We start from the raw sequence: 23365 nt of genomic DNA on the forward strand, positions 1-23365 counted from the left end.
TGGCCCGCGACACGTCGACGACCCGACGGTCAGGGGCAACCGTGTGGCCAGGCGCCGGGCGATGCGGCCGGACGTACCGGACGACCGCGCGGGCGGGCCCCAGGGACTCAGCCGGGGCGGGCACTCACCCCGGGGAACCGGTCTCCCGGGGCCTGCGGTGCGGGTGGCGAGCCGCCGTCGGCCCCGGTCGGACGGTCCGCGTCGGCCGACGGCCCGACCATCGCCGGGGCGCCGCCGTCCGTGGTGGCCGCGACGTCGTCCTCGCCCGGCACGACGGGGCGGATCGGCAGACCGGCCGAACCCGGCGCGGCTGCGACGGCGGCCCCGCCGCCCCGACCGGGACGCCAGTCGGATCCACCACCAGATGACGAGGTGATCGCGAACCGTGCCCCGATGGTCTGTGGTGGGGCGTTCGCCGCGCCCGGCAACGCCACGACCGGCGGCACTGCCGTATCCGGCGGCACCACTGCCGCATCCGGCGGCGACAGGCCCGGTCCGCCGACAGGAGGCGACGACGGGTCACCCGGCACGACCGGCGACCCGGGCGGCGCCGGGGAGAGCACACAGGGCAACCCGATCACGCGCGACACCACGGAGCCCGTGGTGGACAGGGCCGCGCGAACCACCGGCGTCACGACGGACGACGCGGTGCCGGCGAGACGGGGAACCAGGAACGCCCCGGCAGACGCCGCTGGCCGTGCGACGACCGCGGCCGTCCCGGCGAGACGGGGAACCAGGGACCTCCCGGCCGAGTTCGGTGGCCGGGTGTGGGACGAGGCCGGGGCGGTGACGCGGCGTACGGGCGGGGACGTGCCATCGTCCGGCACGGCGGGGACCGGCACGGCGGGGACCGGCACGGCAGGTGCTGCGGGGACCGGCACGGCAGGGGCGGCGGGGACCAGTGGCCGGTGCCGCTCGTCGTCCCGGCGGCGGTCCCGGTCCGGGGTGGCGGCCGCCACCCGCCGGCCCACCTCGGCCACCAGGTCGCCGACCGGCGTCACCAGGCCGGTACGCGCGCGCGGCCGGTCACGCTGCCCGGTGCGGGGCAAGGATCGGGCATGCCCGGCCACGGCCGGACCGCCGTCGCTGAGCGCCGGAGCGGAGCGGGAACCTGGTGGACCCGAGGCGTCGGTGAGGCCGCTCTGCCCCACCACGGCGAGGCCGGCGCGGTCCCCGGCGGCGGCCGGGTCACCGGACAGCGCGGCACCCAGGACACCGACCCCCACGGCGGCTCCCAACAGCACGGCGAACCGCGCGACGGGCATCCTGCGCCGTCGCGGCGGAGCAGTTGGCGCCGGCACGGCGACGGGTGGACGACGAAACGTCGGGCGACGCACTGGACAGCGACCTCCCTCGTCGGGCACGTCGACACATCGTAAAGATCTGCTTACCCGATCGCAGCTCGTGAACAGCTGGTGACGGATTGCCGACTGGGCGCTGACGGCTGACGGGCGGTGCGTTAGGGAAGCCGCCCGTGGTGCGACGCCCTCCCGGGTCGGCAGCAGCACCCGCACCCGGCCGTCAACGGAACAAGCCCCCCGGTGAAGGAGGGCTTGTTCCGTTCGTCATGGGGCGGGCGGTCAGGTCATGTCGTCGTAGCGGCGGTCGATCGGGGCCGGCGCGGTGACCGGCTCCGGGGCGGTGACGGGCGCGCTGGCGTCCACCCGCTTCCCGGCCTCCACCGGCTCAGGATCGAACTCGAGCGGCGACACCTCGTCGTCGTCGACACCCGCGTAGATCTCCTTGCCGCGTCCCTTCCGCCTGTCGTTGAGGAACGCCACCCCGACGGCGACGAAGTAGAGCAGCGACAGGCAGAGCGCCAGCAGCGTCATGCCGAACGGCCCGGGGTCGGGGGTGGCCACCGCCGCGAACGCGAAGCAGACGAAGACCACGACCCGCCACCAGCTGAGCAGCCGGCGGGCGCTCACCACCCCGGTGAAGTTGAGCATCAGCAGGGTGAGGGGGAACTCGAACGCCACCCCGAAGAGCAGGATCATGTTGGTGACGAACGAGATGTACCGGGTCACCTCCAACTGGGTGCCGGTGCCGGTGACGCCAGCCTCCAGCAGGAAGGCCAGGCCCTTGTCCACCACGAAGTAGGCCAGCACCGCGCCGGCGGCGAACAGGGGCGCCGCGATCGCGACGAAGACGTACGCCCACTTGCGCTCGTTGCGGTGCAGGCCCGGCGCGATGAACGCCCACAGCTGGTAGAGCCAGACCGGGGCACCGATGATCAGGCCGATCCAGAGCGCCAGCTTCAGCTTGAGGATGAACCCGTCCGCGGGGGCGAGCAGCAGGAAGTTCTGGCACTCACCGTCGACGATCATGCCGGGAAGCCGGCAGTACGGCTGTCTGAGCAGATCGAACGCCGGCTGGGCGAGCAGGAAGCCGCCGATCAGCCCCACCGCGATCGCCAGCGAGGCGCGGAACAACCGGGTACGCAGCTCACGGAAGTGCTCCATGAGCGTCATCGAGCCGTCGGCAGCCCGCGCGAAATTGCTCGGACCGCGCTTCTTGAGGGCGAAGGCCACGGGTCTCGGGCCCTTCGGTCAGTTGTCGCGGACGCGCTGCACCGGGTCGCTGACCGGAGGTGCGTACGGCTGCTGCTGCGGGGCGGCGTGTGGCTGCTGCCCGGCGTGCGGCGGCGCGTACGGCTGCCCCTGAACGGTCTGCGGCGGGAGCGGCTGGTAGGCGGACTGCGCGTCGGCCTTCTCGGCGAGGTCGCGGTCGTCGTCCTGCAGGCTCTTGGTCTCGGCCTTGATGATCCGCAGCGAACGGCCCAGCGAACGGGCCGCGTCGGGAAGCCGCTTCGCACCGAAGAGCAGGATCAGCACGACCACGAGTACGGCGATGTGCCACGGCTTGAGGGCACCCATGGGAAGCTCCAGTCGCTCTGTGTCGTCGTAAGGGGTGTACCGCAGCCCATCGTACGTGCGCCGATGGGCGTTGACACCCGCCGGGTGGTGGTGGTTTGTCCCGGCCGGTGAAGTGTTGACCAACGCGGGACGTCCCGTCAACCATCTGCCGAAGGATCGTTCCTGCGCGGAACCTGCCCGGTTCGCGCAGGAACCGGACACCGATCGCTCAGCCGCCCCGCCGGGCCCTGATCACGGCCATCCGCCGCTGGGTCGTGTCGAGCTGCTCCTGGAGAGTCTCCGCCCGCGCCTGGAGGGTCTCGGCGGTCTCCCGCAGCGCCTCCGCCTCGGTCGCGCGACGTTGCAGGGCCACGGCCGCGCGACGCAGCCGGGGCAGCCGCGCCAGCACCGGCCGCAAGGCCAGGGCGAACACGACGAGCGCGAACAGCACCACCGCGAGCACGATCCACTTCACCACGGCGGCCAGCCTACTGCGTGCCCGCGGTCACCGCCGGGTCGGCCGGCGACACCGCCCGCCGCGGGTCCGACCCGTCCGTCGATCCGAGGGACGCGGCCGGCGTCGGCGACGCGTACGCGTCGAGGGCGGCGACTGCCGCGGCCCGGACCTGATCGGCCAGCTCGACCGGCGCCACCACGGTCACGTTCGAGCCCAGTCCCAGCACGAACCGGCGGGCCCAGCCCAGGTCGGTGACCCGCAGCGAGACCAGCCAGTGGTCGCCGCCGCCGGCCTCGACCCGCTCGCACGGGTAGTACTCGGTGATCCACCGCTCGCCCCGACCGATCCGCAGGGTGATCAGCGGCAGGTCCGGCGAGGGCCGGAACACACCCTCGGTGAGGTCGTGCGGGCGGGCCTGCGGCGGCACCACGGCCCGCTCGTCCAGCTCGGTGACCGCGTCGATGCGGTCGGCCCGGAACAGCCGCACCGCCTCCACCCGGCGGCACCACGCCTCCACGTACGCCCGCCCGCCGACCATCAGCATCCGCAGCGGGTCGACGACGCGCTCGGTGGTCTCGTCCCGCGCCGCCGTGTAGTAGGTGATGCGCAGTGCCCGGCCGCTCTCGACGGCCGTCCGCAGCTCCTCCACCCGTCGGGTGTCGGCGGGCAGCCGAACCTCGACCGGCGCCGCCACCAGGTCACCGGCCGCGTGCTCGATCTTGGCGAGGGCCCGTTCGACAGCCTCCCGGTTGGTCACCCCGGGCGTCTCGGCGAGCATCCGCAGCGCCACCACCAACGCGAGGGCCTCGTCCGGAGTGAGCCGCAGCGGCCGGTCGATGCCAGCGTCGTAGGTGATCGTCACCCGGTCGCCGTCGAAGGCCATGTCGATCAGGTCACCCGGGCCGTAGCCGGGCAGACCGCACACCCACAGCAGCTCCAGGTCCTCGCGCAGCTGCCGCTCGGTGACGCCCAGGTCACCGGCCGCCTCGGCGAGCTCGATGCCGGGCCGGGCCAGCAGGTAGGGCACCAGGTTCAGCAGCCGGGCCAGCCGGTCGGCCGACGCGCGGGAACCGCCCCGGGCGGACGGCCGGGTCACCGGACACCCCCGGCGACCGCCAGGTCGTCGTGCCGGACGGCGATCTCCTTCAGCCGCTGGATCACCGCGTCGCGCACCTCCGGCGGATCGAGCACCCGCACGTCCGGGCCGTAGCCGACGAGCTGGCCGGCGAGCGCGTCCGCGTCGGCGTACGGCAGGACGAGCCGGTCACCGTCGGGCCCGGCGGTGACGCCGACCGCCCAGCGGCGCAGCCCGGCCGCGCGTCCGGCCGCGGCCAGCACGGTGGCCCGCCCGGTGCGCTCCACCGGCCCCGACCAGCGGGCCACGTGGCTGATCAGGTCGACTCCGGCCGGCGGCTGGTAGCCCCCGGCAACGCCGGTCGCCCGTACCGTGCCGACCACCCGGGACAGCCGGAAGCAGCGGGTCGCCCCGCGGTCGAGGTCGTGCCCGACCACGTACCAGCGGCCCCGCCAGCAGACCACGCCCCACGGTTGCAGGCGGCGGCGGGTGGGGTCGTCGCGGTCCGGCACCCGGTAGTCGAAGCTGACCTCGCGCCGGTCCCGGGCGGCGGCGGTGAGCGGCGCGAACGCCGGGTCCACCGTCACCATCGGCTCCAGGCCCAGCGTGGCCTGCGGGTCCACGTCCACGCCGGCGGCGCGCAGCTTCGCCAGCCCCGAGGAGGCGGCGGCGGCCAGGCCGGCGTGCTGCCACAGCCGGGCGGCGATGCCGATCGCGGCGGCCTCGTCCGGTTCGAGAGGGATGTCGGGCAGCGCATACTCCCGGTGGGCGATCCGGTAGCCGGGCTCCGCGTCGAAGACGCTCGCCGTCCCGGTCTCCAGCGGTACGCCCAACTCACGCAGCTCGGCCTTGTCCCGCTCGAACTTGCGCTGGAACGCCTCGTGGTCACGCGCGTCGTCCGGATCGTGCTCGTAACCGGGCACGGTCGCGGCGATCTGCGCGGCGGTCAGGAACCGTCGCGTGGACAGTAGGCAGATCACCAGGTTGACCAGGCGTTCGGTGCGGGTCCGCGACACTCGGTAGACGCTAGCAGCCCACCCGCCGAGCCCGTGCACCCACGCGGGCACGACGTGCGCCGCGTCGCGACCGGCCTGTTCACCGGTCACCGGGTACCCCACCGCCGACGACCATACAGTGACGTGGTGACCCAGCCGGAGGTCAGGACCGACAGCGTCGGCACCGTCGTGGTGGCGGGGGCCGCCAACCTCGCCATCGCGGTCGCCAAGCTGATCGCCGGAGTGCTCTCCGGGTCGGCGGCGATGCTCTCCGAGGCCGTGCACTCCGTCGCCGACACCACCACCGAGGTGCTTCTCTACCTCGCGCTGCGCAGAGGGGCGCGGCCCGCCGACGCCCGGCACCCGTTCGGGTACGGCAAGGAGAGCTACGTCTGGGCGTTCCTGGCGGCGCTGTTCACCTTCGTCGCCGGCGCCGGCTTCGCGATCACCCACGGTGTCACCACCATCCTGGTGCACGAGCACAGTGGCGACTACCTGGCCTCCTACGTCGTGCTGGCCGTGTCCTTCGCCCTCGAATCGATCTCCCTGGCCCGCGCCGTGCGCCAGGTCCGTGCCGAGTCCCGACGCTGGCGTACCACCCCACGCCGGTTCCTTCGGCTGACCTCCGACACCGCCGTCAAGGCCGTCTTCTTCGAGGACAGCGCAGCCCTGATCGGGCTGGTGCTGGCCGCCGCCGGGGTGGCCCTGTCCCAGCTCACCGGGGACGAACTGTGGGACGGCATCGCCTCCGTCCTGATCGGCGTGCTGCTGCTCGTGGTGGCCACCGTCCTGGCCCACAGCAACATCTCGCTGCTGGTCGGCCGGGCGGTGCCCGAGCGGCTGCGCGACGAGATCGCCGACGAAATCGCCGGCCTGCCCGCCGTACGGCGGATCCACACACTGCTGACCATGCAGCTCGGACCGAGCGACGTCCTGGTCGCCGCGAAGGTCGACTTCGACGACGAGGCCAGCGGCGCGACCATCGAGGCCGCCGCCGACCAGGCCGAGCGGCGGCTCACCGCCCGTCACCCACACATCCGGTACGTCTTCCTCGACCCGACCCGCACCGACCGCCCCGGCGACGACCCGCAGCCCGGCGGCCCCGGCGGCACTCCCGCCGGCTGACCGCCGTCCGGGCGCACCGCCCCGGGCGCGGCCGACCCGGGCGGCGACGCTAGCGTGCCGGGCATGGTGCGATGGCGGTCGGGGACGGTGACGGCGCTGCGGCGGCAGTGGACCGGGGCGGTGGAAGTGGACGTCGACCTGCCCGACGGCGGCGCCGTGCGCGCCCTGGCCTATCCCGCGCTAGTCGGCCGGCCCGAGCCCGGCGACCGGGTACTGCTCAACGCCGGCGCACTGCTGATGGGCCTCGGCACCGGCGGATACGCCCTGGTCGTGGCGCTGCCCGACCGGCTACCGCCGGACCCGCCGCAGGCCCTCGACAGCCGCGACGCCGGCCACCTCGTCAAGGCCCGGTACACCCCGTTGCAGCCGATCCTGCTCGGCGTCGACGAGGACGCCTCCCCGCACCGGGAGGTCATGGCCGCCGCCGACGACCTGACCGGCCTGCCGGTGGTCACCGCCGACCTGCACTCCGCGCTGCCGGCGATCCTGGCCGGCATCCACGCCGACGCCCCCGACACCCGGGTCGCGTACCTGCTGACCGACGGCGGGGCACTGCCGGCCTGGTTCTCCCGCACCCTCGCCGGGCTGCACGACCACCTCGTCGGCACGGTCAGCGTCGGCCAGGCCTTCGGCGGCGACCTGGAGGCGAGCACCCTGCACAGCGGGCTGCTGGCCGCCCGGCACGTGCTGCGCGCCGACGTGGCGATCGTCGCCCAGGGACCGGGCAACCTGGGCACCGGCACCCGGTGGGGCTTCTCCGGAGTGGCCGTCGGCGAGGCCGTCAACGCCGTCGCCACGCTGGGCGGGCGCCCGGTCGGATCGCTGCGGATCTCCGACGCCGATCCGCGACCCCGCCACCGGGGCGTGTCGCACCACAGCCTCACCGCGTACGGCCGGGTGGCCCTCGCCCCCGCAGAGCTGGTCGTGCCCGACGGCCTGGCCCCGGCGCTGGCCGACGAGGTGGACGCGGCGTTGGCGCCGCTGGCGGCGCGACACACCGTCGTCCGGGTTCCGACCGACGGGCTCGACGCCGCGCTGCGGGCCACGCCGGTGCCCCTGTCCACCATGGGCCGGGGTATCGACGCCGACCACGCCTACTTCCTGGCCGCCGCCGCGGCCGGCCGGCACGCCGCGCACCTGCTGGCCTGACCCGCGCTGACGCCGCCGCGTCGACGCGGCGCCCGTCGACGCGGCGGTGCGGACGTCCGCGGCGCCCGCGCCCGCCGACGGGCGGTCAGCTCGCGCCGTAGCCGTACCGCACGATGTGCTCGGCGGCCTTCTCGTACCCCACCGGATCCTCCGGAGCCAGCGTGCCCAGCCCGTCCACGTACCGGTTGAACATGCAGAACGCCGCCGCGATCAGCACCGTGTCGTGGATCTCCAGGTCCGTCGCGCCCGCCACCCGGGCAACCTTGACCAGGTCCGCCGTCACCTCACGGCCACTGCGCTGCACGGCACCGGCGATCTCCAGCAGCGCCCGCAGCTTGTCGCTGATCTCGGCGGTCACCGGGTCGGCACGGACCTGGTCGACCAGCCGCATGCCCGAGGGAAGCTGCGCCGCCGCGAACGCCGAGTGCGAGGCGCAGCAGAACCGGCACTCGTTCAGCCCCGACACGTACGCCGCGATCAGTTCCCGCTCACCCGGGGTCAACGTCGGGTGCGGGGCACGCAACAACGTCTCCGCCAGCTCGTTGAGCGGCCTGGCCGTCTCGGGGCGGAACCGCATCGGGCCGTTGATGCCCGGATGCGCCCGCTCGTCGAGACCGAGGTCGATGTGTGCCATACGGTCACCCTCCTGCCACGGCCGCGCGTACGCGGTCGAATCGCCGACAACGCCGAACGGGCATGACGTTCCCAGGTTCGCCGGAACCGGCACAACTTCTAGATTGCGGTGTAGTCGGACCGGCAGGACTACCGCCGGCGGCCCGGTGGCCGAGGCCGGCCGTAGGAAAGGCGACGGCGTCAGGGGTGGCTAGACCAGGAAGATCAGGGCGAGCCAGGCGCCCACGATCAGCGCCAGCGCGAGCCCCAGCACCCAGGTGGGCACCGTGTACTCGCCGCGCCGGTTACGTTCGATCTCGGCACGGATCTTCTCGCGGCGGCGCTCGGCCCAGTTCTGTCGCTGGCGGCCGCTGTCGGGAGGTTCAGAAGTCGTCATGGCGCGGTCAGCCTACCGGGCCGGCCGGCCCGGACGGCGGTCAGCACCGCACCGGGCCGGCCGTCACCGTCACATGCTGGCGATCAACCGCTCCACCCGCTCGTCGTACGCCCGGAACGGGTCCTTGCAGAGCACGGTGCGCTGCGCCTGGTCGTTGAGCTTGAGGTGCACCCAGTCGACGGTGAAGTCGCGCCGCTTCTCCTGCGCATGCCGGATGAACTCGCCGCGCAGCCGGGCCCGGGTCGTCTGCGGCGGGGTCTCCTTGGCCTCGAAGATCTCCGGGTCGGTCGTCACCCGGTCCACCTCGCCACGCCGCTCCAGCAGCCCGTAGAGGCCCCGACCCCGGCGCACGTCGTGGTAGGCGAGGTCCATCTGGGCCACTCGCGGGTGCGACAGCGGCAGGTCGTGCTTGCGCTGGTAGCGCTCGATGAGCCGCAACTTGGTCACCCAGTCGATCTCCCGGGACACCGGCTCCAGGTCACCGGTCTCCACCGCGCTCAACACCCGGCCCCACAGCTCCACCACCCGCTTGGCGGTCTGGTCGCCGCCGCGGCGCTCCACGAACTCCGTCGCCTTGGCCAGGTATTCCTGCTGGATCTCCAGCGCGCTGACCTCCTTTCCGGAGGAGAGCCGCACCTTGCGCCGGCCGGTGATGTCGTGCGACACCTCGCGGATCGCCCGGATCGGGTTCTCCAGCGTCAGGTCACGCATCACCACCCCGGCCTCGATCATCCGCAGCACGATGTCGGCGGTGCCGACCTTGAGCAGCGTGGTGACCTCGTTCATGTTGGAGTCGCCGACGATGACGTGCAGCCGGCGGTAGCGCTCCGCGTCCGCGTGCGGCTCGTCCCGGGTGTTGATGATCGGCCGACTCCGGGTCGTCGCCGACGAGACACCCTCCCAGATGTGCTCGGCCCGCTGGGAGAGACAGTAGACCGCCCCGCGCGGCGTCTGCAGCACCTTGCCCGCCCCGCAGATCAACTGCCGGGTGACCAGGAACGGAATCAGCACGTCGGCCAGCCGACCGAACTCCCCGTGCCGGGACACCAGATAGTTCTCGTGGCAGCCGTACGAGTTGCCGGCCGAATCGGTGTTGTTCTTGAACAGGTAGATCTCGCCCGCGATGCCTTCGTCGTGCAACCGCTTCTCCGCGTCGACGAGCAGACCCTCCAGGATCCGCTCACCGGCCCGGTCGTGCGCCACCAGGTCCACCACCGAGTCGCACTCCGGCGTGGCGTACTCCGGGTGCGAGCCGACGTCCAGATAGAGCCGGGCGCCGTTGCGTAGGAACACGTTGCTCGACCGGCCCCACGACACCACGCGGCGGAAGAGGTACCGGGCGACCTCGTCGGGGGACAGCCGCCGCTGCCCACGGTAGGTGCAGGTGACGCCGTACTCGGTCTCGATGCCGAAGATTCGCCGCTCCATGATGAGACACTAGCCGCCCGAAGCCCCAGATGGGCAGCGCACACCGTGCCCCTCTCACCCGGACGCCCCAGCAGCCCCTGGCCTCCGGCCGCGCGGGCCGGTGAACACGCGAGTCGGCTGCCACGGACGGCATGCCCCGGTCCGCCCTCGCGTCCCAGGTGGACGCCCGCTGCGCCGTGCGGTAGGCGACCACGGTCACCGGCGTGGCCCGCAGCCGCTCTCCCGGGGACGCCAGGACCGGCGGATGTCACGTGAGCCGGCCCGCGACGGACTCTCGGCACGTCCAGGACCGGCGGACGTGGACACGGGCCCCGGACGGACGGCCCGGCAGTCAACGCTCCGGACCGCCCGCGCCGGGGCGTGGTCCGCTACGCCTCGGGGGTCTCCTGGCCCTCCAGGTCCGCCGAGCCAGCCGACGTGGTGGGCTTCTTGGCCTCCTCGGTCGGCGAGGACGGCGTCTCCGGGCGGGCCGGCACCGGCTGCTCGGCCTTGTCTCCGTCCAGCAGCGCGGTCAACGCGGCACCGGTGACACGACGGAACGTCCGCCCGACCCGGCGCCGGTCCAGGACCGCCACCTCCAACTGGTTGGCGGCGATGGCCCGGGAGGCGCCGCCCTCTCCCCCGACGCTGCCCAGCGCCCGCACCGCGACGCGCACCGCCTCGCCCAGCGACATGTCCGGACGGTGGTCGGACTTCAGCACGCCGGTGATCGCCTCGGCCTGCCCGCCCATCGCCATCCGGCCCGGCTCGTCGTTGACCGAACCGTCGTAGGTGAGCCGGTAGAGCTCGTCGTCCTCGGCGGTGGTGCCGACCTCGGCCACGCAGATCTCCACCTCGAACGGCTTCGACTGCTCGGTGAAGATGGCGCCCAGGGTCTGCGCGAACGCGTTCGCCAGAGCCCGGCCGGTGACGTCACGCCGGTCGTAGCTCAGGCCGTTCAGGTCGGCCATCCGCACCCCGGCCCGACGCAGGTTCTCGAACTCGTTGTAGCGGCCGACGGCCGCGAAGCCGATCCGGTCGTAGATCTCACTGACCTTGTGCAGGGCGCTGGACAAGTTCTCGGCGACGAAGAGCACCCCGCCCTCGTAGCTCAGGACCACCGCGCTGCGGCCCCGGGCGATGCCCTTGCGAGCCAACTCGGAACGGTCGCGCATGATCTGCTCGGGCGAAGCGTAGAACTGCATGGCCACGGCGGCGGTTCTCCTTAGGGCGCTGTGCTGACGGCTGCTGACTGGTGCGGGCGGGAGCGGATCAACCGCCCGGATTCTCCATCCGACCGGAGACCACGCTCTCGGCGATCACCGACATCTCCTCTTCGGTGAGCCGGTGGGTGCCCTCCGCCGTCGCCGTCATCACCACCGGGTAGATCCGCCGGATCAGGTCCGGGCCGCCGGTCGCGGTGTCGTCGTCGGCCGCGTCGTAGAGCGCCTCGACCGCGAGCCGGACCGCCTCATCGATGGAGATCCCCGGCTGGAAACGCTTCTTCAGCGCCGACCGGGCGAAGATCGAGCCGGAGCCGATCGCGTCGTAGCCGGTCTCCTCGTAGGGGCCGCCCGTGACGTCGAAACTGAAGATGCGCCCGGCCCGCGCCGGGTCCTTCGCGGCCAGGTCGTAGCCGGCGAAGAGCGGGATCACCGCGAGACCCTGCATCGCGGCGCCCAGGTTGCCGCGGATCATCGAGGCGAGCCGGTTGGCCTTGCCGTCGAGTGAGAGCATCGCGCCCTCGATCTTCTCGTAGTGCTCCAGCTCCACCTGGAACAGTCGCATCAGCTCGATGCCGATACCGGCCGTGCCGGCGATGCCGACCAGGGAGTGCGCGTCGGCCGGGTGCACCTTCTCGATGTCGCGCTGGGCGATCAGGTTGCCCATGGTGGCCCGCCGGTCGCCGGCCATCACGACACCGCCGGCGGCCGAGATGGCCACGATGGTCGTCGCGTGCGGCGCCATGTCGGCGGCCATACCCGGCGGCAGCGGCCGGCGGCCGGGCAGCATCTCGGGGGCCACCTTGCTCAGGAACGAGGTGAAGGAGGACGTCCCCGCGTTGGTGAACACATCTGGTAGACGCCCGGATGGATCAAAACCCGCTGCCACGTGGTTCCTCTCAGATATGTGATCGCCCCGGCCAGCCGCGACTGATCGTCACGGAACTGGCCAAGACCACCGTTGCAGTTGAAGCACAATATCCCGCGCACCCATCCGGTGCGATGATCGTGGTCCAGATGTTGGGGGTCCGCGCCGCCACAGATCGCGCAGACCCCGCCCTGTTCGGCCAGGAGCTCGTCGAACTCCTTCTCCCCGATGCCGTAGCGCTGCCGCAGGTGGTATTCGCGGTTTCCGCCGTACAGGCGCTGCTTGGTCTCCCGGGTCCTGGCGTTGTGGCAGGGCTTACAGTAGGTGGCATAGCCGGTGCTGTCCGACCGGTTACGAGGAAAGTCGCTGACGGGTTTCACCGACCCGCAGTCGGCACAGAATCGGTGCCCCTCCGGAAGCTCCCGCGCCGGCTTGACGCTCCGGCCGTGCGTCTCCCCCACCCGCTTGGCGTAGCTGGCCTTGGATCGCTGGTTGAAGCACGATTTGCAGTAGCTGCCGCGACGACTGGGTCGCTTGCTGCTCGAACAGAAATCGTCGAGCAGCTTCCATTCCCCACAGTCGCGGCAGCGACGCCGCCCGTCCCGGTCGTCAGAAGGAATTGACATGTCCGGTTCGCCCCGGTTTAGTCACTGTCCTCCCTTTTGCACGTAACCACGCACGAATTCCTCGGCGTTCTCCTCGAGGACCGAGTCGATCTCGTCGAGCAGGTCGTCGACGTCCTCGGTGATCTCGGCGTGCCGCTCGGCGACCTCCGGGTTCGCCTCCGTGGTGACGTCCTCGACTTCCTCGCCCTGACGCGACTTGCCCGACTGCGACTGCCCGCCGCTGTCACGAGTGGCCATTGCTGCCTCCTCCACGATCGCCCTGCGATCAACTTACCTCGCGGAGGCGACGAAAAGCCCGCCGCGCGCCGGCTTCGGCACGCGGCGGGGATCCGTCGACGACGGTCAGCCTCCGGTGAGGGTCTCCAACAGGTCCTTGGCGCTGGAGCAGCGGTCGAAGAGCGCGCCAACGTGCGTGCGGGTGCCGCGCTCCGGCTCCATCATCGGCACCCGGACCAGCGACTCCCGCCCGACGTCGAAGATGACCGAGTCCCAGCTGGCCGCGACGACCTCGGAGGCGTACTGGGCCAGGCAGCGGCCACGGAAGTAGGCCCGGGTGTCCTCCGGCGGTTCGGTCATCGCGGTACGGGTCTGCTCGGCGTCGAGCAGCGTCTTCATCGCGCCCCGGGAGACCAGCCGGTTGTAGAGGCCCTTCTCCGGACGGACGTCGGAGTACTGGAGGTCGACCAGTTGGAGCTTGTGCGAGCCCCAGCCGAGCTGCTCCCGCTCCCGGTAGCCCTCCAGCAGCCGCAGCTTGGCCACCCAGTCCAACTCGTCGGCACAGAGCATGACGTCGCGGCCCAGCCGGTCCAGCACGCCCTCCCAGCGGTCGAGCACGTCGAGGGTCTGCGCGTCGGCGTCGGTGCCGTAGCGGTCATCCACGAAGGACCGGACCCGCTCGTAGTAGGCCCACTGGAGATCCAGGGCGGTCAGCCGCCGCCCGTCGCGCAGCCGCATCCGGTACGTCAGGGACGGGTCATGGCTGACAGCACGCAACTCGCTGACCGGATCGGCGATGCCGAGGTCGGCACCGAGCGCCTTCTCCTCGATCATCGTGAGGATCAGCGCCGTGGTGCCGACCTTCAGGTACGTGGAGATCTCCGACAGGTTCGCGTCGCCGATGATGACGTGCAGCCGGCGGTACTTGTCGGCGTCGGCGTGCGGCTCGTCGCGGGTGTTGATGATCGGCCGCTTGAGGGTGGTCTCCAGGCCGACCTCGACCTCGAAGAAGTCCGCGCGCTGGGAGATCTGGAAGCCGTTCTGCCCGCCGTCCTGGCCGATGCCGACCCGGCCGGCGCCGCAGACGATCTGCCGGGTCACGAAGAACGGCGTGAGGTACGCGACGATGTCGGCGAACGGCGTCTGGCGGCGCATCAGGTAGTTCTCGTGGGAGCCGTAGCTGGCGCCCTTGTTGTCGGTGTTGTTCTTGTAGAGGTGGATCGGCTGGGTGCCGGGGATGGTGGCGGCACGGCGGGCCGCCTCGGCCATCACCCGCTCCCCCGCCTTGTCCCAACGCACCAGGTCCAGCGGGTTGGTCACCTCGGGTGTGGAGTATTCCGGGTGGGCGTGATCGACGTAGAGCCGCGCCCCGTTGGTGAGTATCACGTTGGCGAGCCCGAGGTCCTCGTCGGCGAGCGCCTCGGCCGGGTCGTACGCGGCGCCCGAGTAGGTGAAGCCGCGTGCGTCGCGCAGCGGCGACTCCTCCTCGTAGTCCCAGCGGGCACGGCCGCCCCGGTTGAGTTCCGGGCGCGCCCCGTAGGCGTTGACCACCTGGGAAGAGGTGACCATGGGGTTGGCCCCGGCCTGGCCGGGAACGGAGATGCCGTACTCGACCTCGGTGCCCATGATCCGTCTTACGCTCATCGACCTACCCGCTTCGCTCGCCCGACCGGTCCCCCGTCACATCGAGCGTAGTCGGCTGCGCGGCGGAAGGGGGCACGCCGGACCGGGGCGACGGCGGCTGCGGGCGAGGTGCGGACGGGACGGGGCCCGTGACGCGTCGCGTCACGGGCCCCGTGCGGGTGTCCGTCAGAGGTACTGGCCGGTGTTGCTGGCGGTCTCGATGGACCGACCGGCCTCCGCGCCCTTGCCGCCGGAGACGAGCGTGCGGATGTAGACGATCCGCTCGCCCTTCTTGCCGGAGATGCGGGCCCAGTCGTCGGGGTTGGTGGTGTTGGGCAGGTCCTCGTTCTCCCGGAACTCGTCGACGCAGGCGTCGAGGAGGTGCTGCAGGCGCAGGCCCTTGCGTCCGGAGGTGAGGAATTCCTTGATGGCCATCTTCTTGCCCCGGTCGACGATGTTCTGGATCATCGCTCCCGAGTTGAAGTCCTTGAAGTAGAGGACTTCCTTGTCGCCGTTGGCGTAGGTGACCTCGAGGAAGCGGTTCTCCTCGGTCTCCGAATACATCCGCAGCACGACCGCGTCGATCATCGCCGCGACGGTGGCCCGGGGGTCGCCGCCGTGCTCGGCCAGATCGTCCGGGTGCAGCGGCAGCCCGGAGAGGATGTACTTGGAGAAGATGTCCTTGGCCGCCTCGGCGTCCGGCCGCTCGATCTTGATTTTCACGTCGAGCCGGCCGGGGCGCAGGATCGCCGGGTCGATCATGTCTTCCCGGTTGGAGGCGCCGATGACGATGACGTTCTCCAGCCCCTCCACACCGTCGATCTCGCTGAGCAGCTGCGGAACGATGGTGTTCTCCACGTCGGAGGAGACGCCGGAGCCGCGGGTCCGGAAGATCGAGTCCATCTCGTCGAAGAACACGATGACCGGGGTGCCTTCGCCAGCCTTCTCGCGGGCCCGCTGGAAGATCAGCCGGATGTGCCGCTCGGTCTCGCCGACGTACTTGTTGAGCAGCTCCGGACCCTTGATGTTGAGGAAGAAGCTGGTGTGCTTCTCCTTGCCCGCCCGCTCGGCGATCTTCTTCGCCAGCGAGTTGGCCACCGCCTTGGCGATCAACGTCTTGCCGCAGCCGGGCGGGCCGTAGAGCAGGATGCCCTTCGGCGGACGGAGCTGGTGCTCGCGGAACAGGTCGGCGTGCAGGAAGGGCAGCTCCACCGCGTCGCGGATCTGCTCGATCTGCGAGTGGAGGCCACCGATGTCGGTGTAGCCGACGTCGGGCACCTCCTCCAGGACGAGTTCCTCGACCTCGCTCTTCGGGATCCGCTCGTACGCGTACGCCGAACGGGGCTCGATCATGAGCGAGTCGCCGGCCCGGATCGGCGCGCCGATCAGGGTTTCGGCGAGGTGCACGATGCGCTCCTCGTCGGAGTGCGAGACCACCAGTGCCCGGTCGCCCGGGCTGTCGTCGGGACCCGCGAGGATCTCCTTGAGCATCACCACCTCGCCGACCCGCTCGTAGCCGAACGCGTCGACGATGTTGAGCGCGTCGTTGAGCAGGACCTCCTGGCCTCGCCGCAGCTCGGCGACGTCCAGCGAGGGCGAGACGGAGACACGGAGCTTGCGTCCGCCGGTGAAGACGTCCACCGTGCCGTCGTCGTGCCGCGCGAGGAAGACGCCGTAACCACTCGGCGGTTGCGCGAGGCGGTCGATCTCCTCCTTGAGCGTCACGATCTGCGTGCGAGCCTCCTTGAGGGTGCTCACGAGCCGGTCGTTGTTCTCTGTCAGCCGCGCCAACTGTGCCTGGGTGGCCGCCAGCCGCTCTTCGAGCTGCCGGACGTGTCGGGGGCTTTCGGTCAACTTGCGCCGCACCAGAGCGAGTTCCTCTTGAAGGAACGCGACCTGCGTGGAGAGATCGTGGGCCTCCTTCTCCCACCGTGCGGCGCGCGAGTCCGCGTCGTCGCTGCGTGCCACGTCCCACCTCCCCGGGGGGCTTGAACGTTCTGCCCTAACACTAGCCGCTATGAGGCCGATTCGGTCCCACGCAACGCGCTCGTCACCGAACCTTGATCGCGAAGGGTGGCCCCGGGGGCCGGTCCGGTCGTTCGGGTACCGTCGGGGCGTGGGACGGGAGAACATGGGGGGAACACCGTGGCAGAGGTCGTGACGGACCAACTGCAGGTCTGGGTTGACCAGGATCTCTGCACGGGCGACGGGCTCTGCGTGCAGTACGCGCCTGACGTCTTCGAATTCGACGTCGACGGGCTCGCGTACGTCAAGGGACCCGACGGTGAGCTGCGGATGGCGCCCGGCAGCCGGGTCGACGTGCCGGAGCACCTGCGCCTCGAGGTGATCGACTCGGCGAAGGAGTGCCCGGGCGACTGCATCCACGTCGTGCGCGGCAGCGACGGCGTCGAGGTGGCCGGCCCGGAGGCCGAGGAGGACTGACGGTCCCGTCCTTCCGCGCCGGGCGGCGCGGAAGGACGGCCCGACCGCACGCCCGGCCTGACGGCAGGCCGGCCTGTGGACCCACCGGAGCGCCCGGGACGGGACACGGCCGGCCCGGGCGTACGGCTCAGAGCATCGGGCGGCCGACCACCGAGGCGACCAGGCGGGCGAACTCCTCCAGGCGGGCGATCTGCCCGGCGCCGCCGTCGTCGAGGGTCTTGCCGAAGCGCAGCGCGTCGTGTCGGGGCGCGCCCACCGCCTCGTCACTGGGCGGCGCCTCGTCCAGCGAGGTGAGCAGCAGGTAGACGTCGATGCTGTCGACCCGGATCCCGCCGTCGTCGTCGCGGGTCAGCCGGCGCCGGCAGCCGACCTCGGTCACCGTGGAGACCGGCACCACCCGCAGCGACGAGGTCATCGATCCCGGTGGCCCCTCCTCCGGTGGAACGTCCTCACCGTGCCAGAGGACGAGCCGACTGCCGTCGCAGACCACGACCTCCTGCCACACCCCGTTCACCTCGTTGACGAAGCGTTCCAGGGTGAAGCCGAGCACCGATGCCCCGCGCAGTACCCCGCCGAGCGCCTCCAGCGCGACGTCGGGGTCCCGCAGGTACGCCCGGGCCGCCGATTCGAGGTCCTGGTAGGGCGACCAGTCCGGGAACACCGCCGGCAGGTCACCCCCGCCGAAACCCGGCCGGCTCATGCCACCTCCCCGTGCCCGGCCTGCCGGCGCGCGCCGGCAGGCGGGATCCGTCCGTTCACTCCTCGTCGCCCCGCCGTGCCGTCACGGCCGTTCCATGTCCCCGGCCGCTGCGACCTGCTGCGCCCCGGTCACCGCCGGCCGGGCCTCGACGACCGCCGCCTGCTGGGCCTCGGCTGCCGCTGCCTGCCTGGCTGCCGCCGCCTGCCTGGCGGCCTCGACCTCGCGCAGCGCCTGGCGGCGTTCGGCGTACGCCTCGGCGCCCTTGCTGGGCTTGCGGCGTCGCGGCGGTGCGGTGACGCCGGGGGCGAGCTTACGCGCGGAGACCAGGAACGCGGTGTGCGCGATCATGCGGTGGTCCGGTCGCACGGCCAGGCCCTCGGCGTGCCAGTCGCGGACCAGCGACTCCCAGGCCCGCGGCTCGGTCCAGCCGCCGCGCTCGCGCAGCGCCTCGACCAGCTCGGACAGCTGCGGGGTGGTGGCGACGTAGCCGATGAACACGCCGCCGGGCACGAGAGCCCGCTCGACCATGTCGAGGGTCTCCCACGGGGTGAGCATGTCGAGGATGATCCGGTCGAAGCCGGTCTCGGTGCACCCGGCGACGTCGCCGACGTGCAGGTGCCACGCCGGGTGCGGCCCGTTGAAGAACGCCTCGACGTTGCGCCGGGCGATCTGGGCGAAGTCGTCGCGCATCTCGAACGAGTGCAGCTCGCCCTCGGTGCCGACGGCGCGCAGCAGGGAGCAGGACAGCGCGCCGGAGCCGGCCCCGGCCTCCAGGACCTTGGCGCCGGGGAAGATGTCGCCCATGGCGACGATCTGGGCGGAGTCCTTCGGGTAGATCACCTGGGCGCCGCGAGGCATCGAGAGCACGTAGTCCGACAGCAACGGACGCAGGGCCAGGAACGCGGTGCCGCCGCCGGAGGTGGTGACCACGCTGCCGTCGGGCAGGCCGATCAGCGCCTCGTGCTCCAGGATGCCGCGGTGGGTGTGGAACGCCTTGCCCGGCTCCAGGGTGACCGTGTGCATCCGCCCCTTGGGGTCGGTCAGCTGCACCCGGTCGCCGGGCCGGAACGGGCCGCGGTGCACGGGGGGCAGCGCCGGGGTGTCGGCGGGCACCGGGGTGCCCGGGTCGGCCTGGGCGGCGGGGGGAGTTGCGGTCACGTGTTCATCTTCCGTTGAGGTTCGAGGAGCTGAGCCAGATCCGCGATGTGCAGAATGCCGACGACATCTTCGCCTGAGGTCACCACGTACTGCGCGCCCGGGTGGCTCTGCACGGTCTCCATCACGCGTTCCCCGTCGAGCCCGACCGGCATCGCGGGCAGGCCGGACAGCGAACGGGCGACCGCGTCGACGGCCAGCCACGGACGGCGTTCCACGGGCACGGCCTCCGCCGCCGCCGGGTCGACCAGGGCGACCGGCCGACCGGCGGTGTCGGTGACCACGAGCGCGGCGCCCGGGGTGCTCCCGTCGGCGCGCCGACGGTGCGCCTCGGCCAGCGGCGTGCCGGTGGGCACGGCGAGCACCGGCCGGGCCAGCCGGGACAGGTCGATCAGCGGGAAGCGGCGGCTGATCCGGGCCAGCCGGATCGACTGCCCGGCACCGCGCCACAGGGTGAACGCGACGAGCAACATCAACGGCAGCGCCAGTGGCGCCAGGTCCCGGGTGAGGGTGAGCAGGGCGACCAGCGCGGCGGTGCCGACGGCGACGGCGCGTCCCACCCAGCCGGCGACCTCGGTGCCGCGGTGCCGGTCGCGGGTGACCGCCCAGACCGCCGCCCGTAGCGCCCGGCCGCCGTCGAGCGGCAGCCCGGGCAACATGTTGAACAGCGCGACGATGACGTTGCTCACCGCCAGCTGGAACGCGAGCTGGTTGGCCAGCGTGCGGTCGGGCAGGGCGAGGGTGGCGGCGACCGCGAGCACGCCGAGCACGGCGGAGACGGCCGGGCCGGCCAGTGACACCAGCAGGTCGATGCGGGGCGTGGGGGCGTCCCGGTCCATCTCGGTGTAGCCGCCGAGCAGTTCCAGGGTGATCCCACGCACACCGATGCCGTAGCGGCGGGCGGTGAGGGCGTGGCCCAGCTCGTGCAGGAGGACCGAGCCGAGCAGGGAGACCACGAAGCCGAAACCGATCAGGTAGCCGGCGAGCTGGGACAGGTCGAGCTGGCGGCGGGCGAACTCGGCGTACAGCACGGTCACCAGCAGGGTGAGCAGCACCATCGAGCCGTTGAGGTGCAGCGGCACCCCGAACACCCGGCCGATGGTCAGGCCGGTCCGCGCGTCGGGCCGGCGGCGCGGTCGCCTCGTCTGCTCCATCGGCTCGATGCTACGCGGCGGGGATCATGCGCCGGTGCGGCGACGGCGGTGGTGTCACACCGGTGCCCTAACCTTCCGGGCATGACGGCACAACCGGTGACCACGCAGCAGTCCTCGACCCCGGCTGAGGTCCCGGCGACGGTGCGGGCCTCGCTGTCGCCGTCGCGGGCGGCGGATTTCAAGACCTGCCCGCTGCTCTACCGGTTCCGCAGCATCGACCGGCTGCCCGAACGCCCGAGCGTCGAGCAGGCCCGGGGCACGCTGGTGCACGCGGTGCTGGAGCGGTTGTTCGACCTGCCGGCCACCGGGCGCACCCCGACGGCAGCAGGCGACATGGTGGGCCCGCAGTGGGATCGACTGGTCACCGAGCAGCCGGAGCTGGCGGCGCTGTTCGCCGACGGCGACTCCCCGGCGGCGGCTGAGTTCCTCCGCTCCGCCGCCGGGCTACTGGAGGGCTACTTCGCGGTGGAGGACCCGCGCCGGTTGGAGCCGGCTGAGCGGGAGAGCCTGATCTCGGCGGTGGTCGACGAGGAGCTGCTGATCCGGGGCTACGTCGACCGGCTCGACGTGGCGCCCGACGGCGCCCTGCGGGTGGTCGACTACAAGACCGGCGGCGCGCCGCGGGAGGCGTTCGAGGCTCGGGCGTTGTTCCAGCTCAAGTTCTACGCGTTGGTGCTCTGGCGCACCCGGGGCGTGGTGCCCCGGGTGCTGCGGCTGCTCTACCTGAAGGACGCGGAGGTCTGCGACTACGCCCCGGACGCCGACGAACTGCTGCGCTTCGAGCGCACGGTGGTGGCGTTGTGGCGGGCGATCGAGCAGGCGACCGCCCAGCAGGACTTCCGCCCCCGGCCGAGCCGGCTCTGCGACTGGTGCAGCCACCAGGCGCTCTGCCCGACCTTCGGGGGCACGCCGCCACCGTTTCCGACGCAGGCGGCGCCGGATCCGCTGCGCGACGCCCGATCCCGCCCGACGCCCCCCGGCACCGACGAGTGACCACGCGACGCCGACGCTTCCCCGACCGGTGACCGGAGGTCTCTGTCCCTCGACGAGGGCGAACCCCGACGGCTCGCCGACGCCCCAGCCCCGCCGAAGAGGCGATGGCCCAGCAACCTCGTCGGGCGGGACGGCCCTCAGACGGGGCGCGGCGGTTCGCGAGCCGACCTCGACCGCGACCGTTCACCGACGGCCCATCGGTATGCGGGGTACGCCCGCGCGGCCGGTCGCGCCCAGCCGAGGATGAGCGGTTCTCCTCCTGAGGGAGGAGGCGAGGCTCACCGCTGGCGACGATCAATCGGGCGCGGCGGCGGATAGCGTCGCGGTATGACTTCGGGCCCCCGGGCGTGGCTGCGCCGGCACCCGCTCGCCGCGGACGCGCTCCTCGCTGGCGGGCTCGTCGTCGTGGAGGTGGTGCTCACCGCGCTGACTCCCCGCGAGTACTGGCCGGGGCGCCTGCTGGCCGCGCTGGGCTGGAGCGTGGTCTGCGCCGTGCCGGTGGCGTGGCGGCGGGTGGCGCCGTGGGCGGCGGTCGGGATGGCGGTGGCGACGCTGGCGGTGCCCCTGCTGGTCGGCCCCGCGCCGGCCGCGCAGGGCCTGACCTTCATGGTGCTCACCTACACGGTGGCCGCCGCCGGGCCACCGGGGACGGCAGCCGTGGCGGCGCTGGCGCTGTGGATCCCGGTCGGGGTCACCAGCGCCCTGGCGCCGCCCGACGAACTGCTCGCGGAGGTCAATTCCGCCTACCTGGTGCTGAACAACCTGCTGATCGGGGTGGTGTCGTACTCGGTGGGGCGGGCCATGTACGCCCGCCGGGCCTCCACGGAGGCGTTGCGGGAGCGGGCCCGGGCGGCCGAGGAGAACCAGCGTTCGCTGGCCGAGCGGGCGGTCGCCGACGAGCGCCGCCGTATCGCCCGGGAGCTGCACGACGTGGTCGCGCACCACGTCAGCGTGATGGGGGTGCTCGCCACCGGCGCCCGGCGCGTACTGCCCCGGGACCCGGGCGCGGCCGACGGGGCGATCGCCACCATCGAGGAGACCAGCCGGGCCACCCTGCGGGAGATGCGCCGGCTGCTCGACGTGCTGCGTACCGACGCCGAGCCGGCCGCCGACCTGGCCCCGCAGCCGGGACTCGCCGGTATCGAGACGCTTGTGGACCAGGTGCGGGAGGCCGGCCTGCCGGTGACCCTGCGGGTCCAGGGCACCCCTGGGGCGCTGGATGAGGGGGTGGCGTTGACCCTCTACCGGATCACTCAGGAGGCGCTGACCAACACGCTCAAGCACGCTGGCGCGGCCACCGTCGAGGTGCTGCTGAGCTTCGACGGAGGCACGGTCGACGTGGAGATCACCGACACCGGGCGCGGTCCCGGGCCGGGCGGCGACCGGATCGGGCACGGCCTGGTCGGGATGCGGGAGCGCGTCGCCCTCTACGGTGGTGTCCTGCGCACCGGAGCCCGCCCGGGCGGGGGCTTCCGGGTGTCCGCGAGGATCCCGGTGGATCCCCGGGACGCGGCGGCGTGACCAGGGAACGGGACGGGGGAACCAGGTGACCGACGCGACGGTGCCGGCACGGCCGATACGCATCCTGCTCGCCGACGACCAGCCGCTGCTGCGTACCGGCTTCCGGATGGTGCTGGGCACGGAGGACGACCTGGACATCGTGGCCGAGGCCGCCGACGGCCTGGAGGCGGTGGAGTTGTCCCGCCGGCTGCTGCCCGACGTGGTGCTGATGGACATCCGGATGCCCCGGATGGACGGGGTCGCCGCGACCCGGGCGATCGTCGACGCCCGGCTGCCGGTGCGGGTGCTGATCCTGACCACCTTCGACCTGGACGAGTATGTGGTGGGGGCGCTACGGGCCGGGGCGAGCGGCTTCCTGGCCAAGGACGTGCCGGCCGACGACCTGGTGGCCGCGATCCGCACGGTGGCCGCCGGGGACGCGGTGATGGCGCCGCGGATCCTCCGCCGCCTGCTGGACCGGTTCGCCGACGCGCTGCCCGACCCGGCGGCCACGCCGCCCCGGACGCTGAGCTCGTTGACCGAGCGGGAGCGGGAGGTGCTCGTGCAGGTGGCCCGGGGGCTGTCCAACGCCGAGATCGCCCGGGCGTTGTCGGTCAGCGAGACCACCATCAAGACCCACGTCGGGCACGTGCTGACGAAGCTGGGGCTGCGCGACCGGGTACAGGCCGTGGTGCTGGCGTACGAGTCGGGTCTGGTTCGCCCGCGGGCGTAGCGCCTCGTCGCCGGCGGGCCCGGGCGGCGTACCCAGGGATGCGCCACGGCTCGACGGCGC

At 72.5% G+C, this 23365-nt stretch carries 24 protein-coding genes; 6 read left to right on the plus strand and 18 right to left on the minus strand.

The window, feature by feature from the left end:
• Window positions 1-107 precede the first annotated feature (107 nt).
• The 6 genes from GA0070608_RS25495 to GA0070608_RS25520 form a co-directional block, all read right to left on the minus strand.
• Window positions 108-1226, minus strand: a complete 1119-nt coding sequence (locus GA0070608_RS25495; RefSeq protein ID WP_141719544.1) for a hypothetical protein — start codon at window positions 1224-1226, stop codon at window positions 108-110.
• A gap of 354 nt (window positions 1227-1580) precedes the next feature.
• Window positions 1581-2531 carry a twin-arginine translocase subunit TatC gene (gene tatC / locus GA0070608_RS25500; RefSeq protein ID WP_091630996.1) on the minus strand — a complete coding sequence of 317 codons (951 nt, stop codon included), beginning with the start codon at window positions 2529-2531 and terminating at the stop codon, window positions 1581-1583.
• Window positions 2532-2549: 18 nt separating this feature from the next.
• Window positions 2550-2876, minus strand: a complete 327-nt coding sequence (gene tatA / locus GA0070608_RS25505; protein WP_091630997.1) for a Sec-independent protein translocase subunit TatA — start codon at window positions 2874-2876, stop codon at window positions 2550-2552.
• Window positions 2877-3084: 208 nt separating this feature from the next.
• Complete coding sequence (locus tag GA0070608_RS25510; RefSeq protein ID WP_091630998.1) at window positions 3085-3333, minus strand: hypothetical protein; 249 nt, start codon at window positions 3331-3333, stop codon at window positions 3085-3087.
• A gap of 10 nt (window positions 3334-3343) precedes the next feature.
• Window positions 3344-4408 (minus strand): helix-turn-helix transcriptional regulator, encoded by a 1065-nt coding sequence (locus GA0070608_RS25515; protein ID WP_091630999.1) that lies wholly within the window; start codon window positions 4406-4408, stop codon window positions 3344-3346.
• On the minus strand, window positions 4405-5403 hold the full coding sequence (locus GA0070608_RS25520; protein ID WP_091636158.1) for a helix-turn-helix transcriptional regulator: 999 nt from the start codon (window positions 5401-5403) through the stop codon (window positions 4405-4407). Before GA0070608_RS25520 ends, GA0070608_RS25515 begins: the two co-directional genes overlap by 4 nt.
• 126 nt (window positions 5404-5529) lie before the next feature.
• Here GA0070608_RS25520 and GA0070608_RS25525 point away from each other — a divergent pair, with 126 nt between their 5' ends.
• Together GA0070608_RS25525 and GA0070608_RS25530 are read left to right on the plus strand one after the other, a co-directional pair.
• Window positions 5530-6507: a cation diffusion facilitator family transporter gene (locus tag GA0070608_RS25525; protein ID WP_091636162.1), complete on the plus strand. Its 978-nt coding sequence runs from the start codon at window positions 5530-5532 to the stop codon at window positions 6505-6507.
• Between the two features lie 63 nt (window positions 6508-6570).
• Window positions 6571-7656 carry a DUF3866 family protein gene (locus tag GA0070608_RS25530; RefSeq protein ID WP_091631000.1) on the plus strand — a complete coding sequence of 362 codons (1086 nt, stop codon included), beginning with the start codon at window positions 6571-6573 and terminating at the stop codon, window positions 7654-7656.
• Between the two features lie 85 nt (window positions 7657-7741).
• On the opposite strand, the gene GA0070608_RS25535 is transcribed toward GA0070608_RS25530, so the two are convergent.
• The 9 genes from GA0070608_RS25535 to arc all read right to left on the minus strand — a co-directional run bounded on the left by GA0070608_RS25535 (window position 7742) and on the right by arc (window position 16596).
• Window positions 7742-8290, minus strand: coding sequence for a carboxymuconolactone decarboxylase family protein (locus tag GA0070608_RS25535; protein ID WP_091631001.1), 549 nt, complete (start codon window positions 8288-8290; stop codon window positions 7742-7744).
• Window positions 8291-8479: 189 nt separating this feature from the next.
• A complete protein-coding gene (locus tag GA0070608_RS25540) occupies window positions 8480-8665 on the minus strand; it encodes a hypothetical protein (RefSeq protein WP_091631002.1) in 186 nt (61 codons plus the stop codon).
• Between the two features lie 69 nt (window positions 8666-8734).
• Window positions 8735-10093 carry a Pup--protein ligase gene (gene pafA / locus GA0070608_RS25545; protein ID WP_091631003.1) on the minus strand — a complete coding sequence of 453 codons (1359 nt, stop codon included), beginning with the start codon at window positions 10091-10093 and terminating at the stop codon, window positions 8735-8737.
• 368 nt (window positions 10094-10461) lie between these two features.
• Window positions 10462-11283 (minus strand): proteasome subunit alpha, encoded by an 822-nt coding sequence (gene prcA, locus GA0070608_RS25550; protein WP_091631004.1) that lies wholly within the window; start codon window positions 11281-11283, stop codon window positions 10462-10464.
• 61 nt (window positions 11284-11344) lie between these two features.
• Entirely contained in the window at window positions 11345-12184 is an 840-nt protein-coding gene (gene prcB / locus GA0070608_RS25555) for a proteasome subunit beta (protein ID WP_176733835.1), read from the minus strand.
• A complete protein-coding gene (locus GA0070608_RS25560; RefSeq protein WP_091631006.1) occupies window positions 12103-12789 on the minus strand; it encodes an endonuclease VII domain-containing protein in 687 nt (228 codons plus the stop codon). The genes prcB and GA0070608_RS25560 overlap by 82 nt, the downstream gene beginning before the upstream one ends.
• A 21-nt stretch (window positions 12790-12810) precedes the next feature.
• Entirely contained in the window at window positions 12811-13026 is a 216-nt protein-coding gene (locus tag GA0070608_RS25565) for a ubiquitin-like protein Pup (RefSeq protein WP_091631007.1), read from the minus strand.
• Between the two features lie 105 nt (window positions 13027-13131).
• Window positions 13132-14649 (minus strand): depupylase/deamidase Dop, encoded by a 1518-nt coding sequence (dop, locus tag GA0070608_RS25570; protein ID WP_091631008.1) that lies wholly within the window; start codon window positions 14647-14649, stop codon window positions 13132-13134.
• Between the two features lie 165 nt (window positions 14650-14814).
• Window positions 14815-16596: a proteasome ATPase gene (arc, locus tag GA0070608_RS25575; protein ID WP_091631009.1), complete on the minus strand. Its 1782-nt coding sequence runs from the start codon at window positions 16594-16596 to the stop codon at window positions 14815-14817.
• A 177-nt stretch (window positions 16597-16773) separates the two neighbouring features.
• Between arc and GA0070608_RS25580 the strand changes: the two genes are divergently transcribed.
• Window positions 16774-17070, plus strand: coding sequence for a ferredoxin (locus GA0070608_RS25580; protein ID WP_091631010.1), 297 nt, complete (start codon window positions 16774-16776; stop codon window positions 17068-17070).
• A 127-nt stretch (window positions 17071-17197) separates the two neighbouring features.
• Here the strand turns inward: GA0070608_RS25580 and GA0070608_RS25585 are convergent, their stop codons facing one another.
• The 3 genes from GA0070608_RS25585 to GA0070608_RS25595 all read right to left on the minus strand — a co-directional run bounded on the left by GA0070608_RS25585 (window position 17198) and on the right by GA0070608_RS25595 (window position 19983).
• Window positions 17198-17770 carry a hypothetical protein gene (locus GA0070608_RS25585; RefSeq protein WP_091631011.1) on the minus strand — a complete coding sequence of 191 codons (573 nt, stop codon included), beginning with the start codon at window positions 17768-17770 and terminating at the stop codon, window positions 17198-17200.
• An 81-nt stretch (window positions 17771-17851) separates the two neighbouring features.
• Window positions 17852-18928, minus strand: a complete 1077-nt coding sequence (locus GA0070608_RS25590; protein WP_411970735.1) for a tRNA (adenine-N1)-methyltransferase — start codon at window positions 18926-18928, stop codon at window positions 17852-17854.
• Complete coding sequence (locus tag GA0070608_RS25595) at window positions 18925-19983, minus strand: site-2 protease family protein (protein WP_411970848.1); 1059 nt, start codon at window positions 19981-19983, stop codon at window positions 18925-18927. The genes GA0070608_RS25590 and GA0070608_RS25595 overlap by 4 nt, the downstream gene beginning before the upstream one ends.
• Before the next feature lie 177 nt (window positions 19984-20160).
• Here GA0070608_RS25595 and GA0070608_RS25600 point away from each other — a divergent pair, with 177 nt between their 5' ends.
• The 3 genes from GA0070608_RS25600 (at window position 20161) to GA0070608_RS25610 (ending at window position 23305) form a co-directional block, all read left to right on the plus strand.
• Window positions 20161-21072, plus strand: coding sequence for a RecB family exonuclease (locus tag GA0070608_RS25600; RefSeq protein WP_091631013.1), 912 nt, complete (start codon window positions 20161-20163; stop codon window positions 21070-21072).
• 327 nt (window positions 21073-21399) lie between these two features.
• Entirely contained in the window at window positions 21400-22593 is a 1194-nt protein-coding gene (locus GA0070608_RS25605; RefSeq protein ID WP_091631014.1) for a sensor histidine kinase, read from the plus strand.
• A gap of 25 nt (window positions 22594-22618) precedes the next feature.
• Window positions 22619-23305: a response regulator gene (locus GA0070608_RS25610; protein WP_091631015.1), complete on the plus strand. Its 687-nt coding sequence runs from the start codon at window positions 22619-22621 to the stop codon at window positions 23303-23305.
• Window positions 23306-23365 lie beyond the last annotated feature (60 nt).

Origin of the sequence: Micromonospora peucetia (assembly GCF_900091625.1) — a bacterium.
GTDB classification, from domain to species: domain Bacteria; phylum Actinomycetota; class Actinomycetes; order Mycobacteriales; family Micromonosporaceae; genus Micromonospora; species Micromonospora peucetia.

Bases quoted from the DNA above. Each gene is read 5' to 3' on its own strand.
- tatA (WP_091630997.1), bottom strand. From the start codon at position 2,876: ATGGGTGCCCTCAAGCCGTGGCACATCGCCGTACTCGTGGTCGTGCTG.
- GA0070608_RS25530 (WP_091631000.1), top strand. From the start codon at position 6,571: ATGGTGCGATGGCGGTCGGGGACGGTGACGGCGCTGCGGCGGCAGTGG.
- GA0070608_RS25535 (WP_091631001.1), bottom strand. From the start codon at position 8,290: ATGGCACACATCGACCTCGGTCTCGACGAGCGGGCGCATCCGGGCATC.
- GA0070608_RS25540 (WP_091631002.1), bottom strand. From the start codon at position 8,665: ATGACGACTTCTGAACCTCCCGACAGCGGCCGCCAGCGACAGAACTGG.
- pafA (WP_091631003.1), bottom strand. From the start codon at position 10,093: ATGGAGCGGCGAATCTTCGGCATCGAGACCGAGTACGGCGTCACCTGC.
- GA0070608_RS25560 (WP_091631006.1), bottom strand. From the start codon at position 12,789: ATGTCAATTCCTTCTGACGACCGGGACGGGCGGCGTCGCTGCCGCGAC.
- GA0070608_RS25565 (WP_091631007.1), bottom strand. From the start codon at position 13,026: ATGGCCACTCGTGACAGCGGCGGGCAGTCGCAGTCGGGCAAGTCGCGT.
- dop (WP_091631008.1), bottom strand. From the start codon at position 14,649: ATGAGCGTAAGACGGATCATGGGCACCGAGGTCGAGTACGGCATCTCC.
- GA0070608_RS25585 (WP_091631011.1), bottom strand. From the start codon at position 17,770: ATGAGCCGGCCGGGTTTCGGCGGGGGTGACCTGCCGGCGGTGTTCCCG.
- GA0070608_RS25595 (WP_411970848.1), bottom strand. From the start codon at position 19,983: ATGGTGCTGCTCACCCTGCTGGTGACCGTGCTGTACGCCGAGTTCGCC.
- GA0070608_RS25600 (WP_091631013.1), top strand. From the start codon at position 20,161: ATGACGGCACAACCGGTGACCACGCAGCAGTCCTCGACCCCGGCTGAG.
- GA0070608_RS25605 (WP_091631014.1), top strand. From the start codon at position 21,400: ATGACTTCGGGCCCCCGGGCGTGGCTGCGCCGGCACCCGCTCGCCGCG.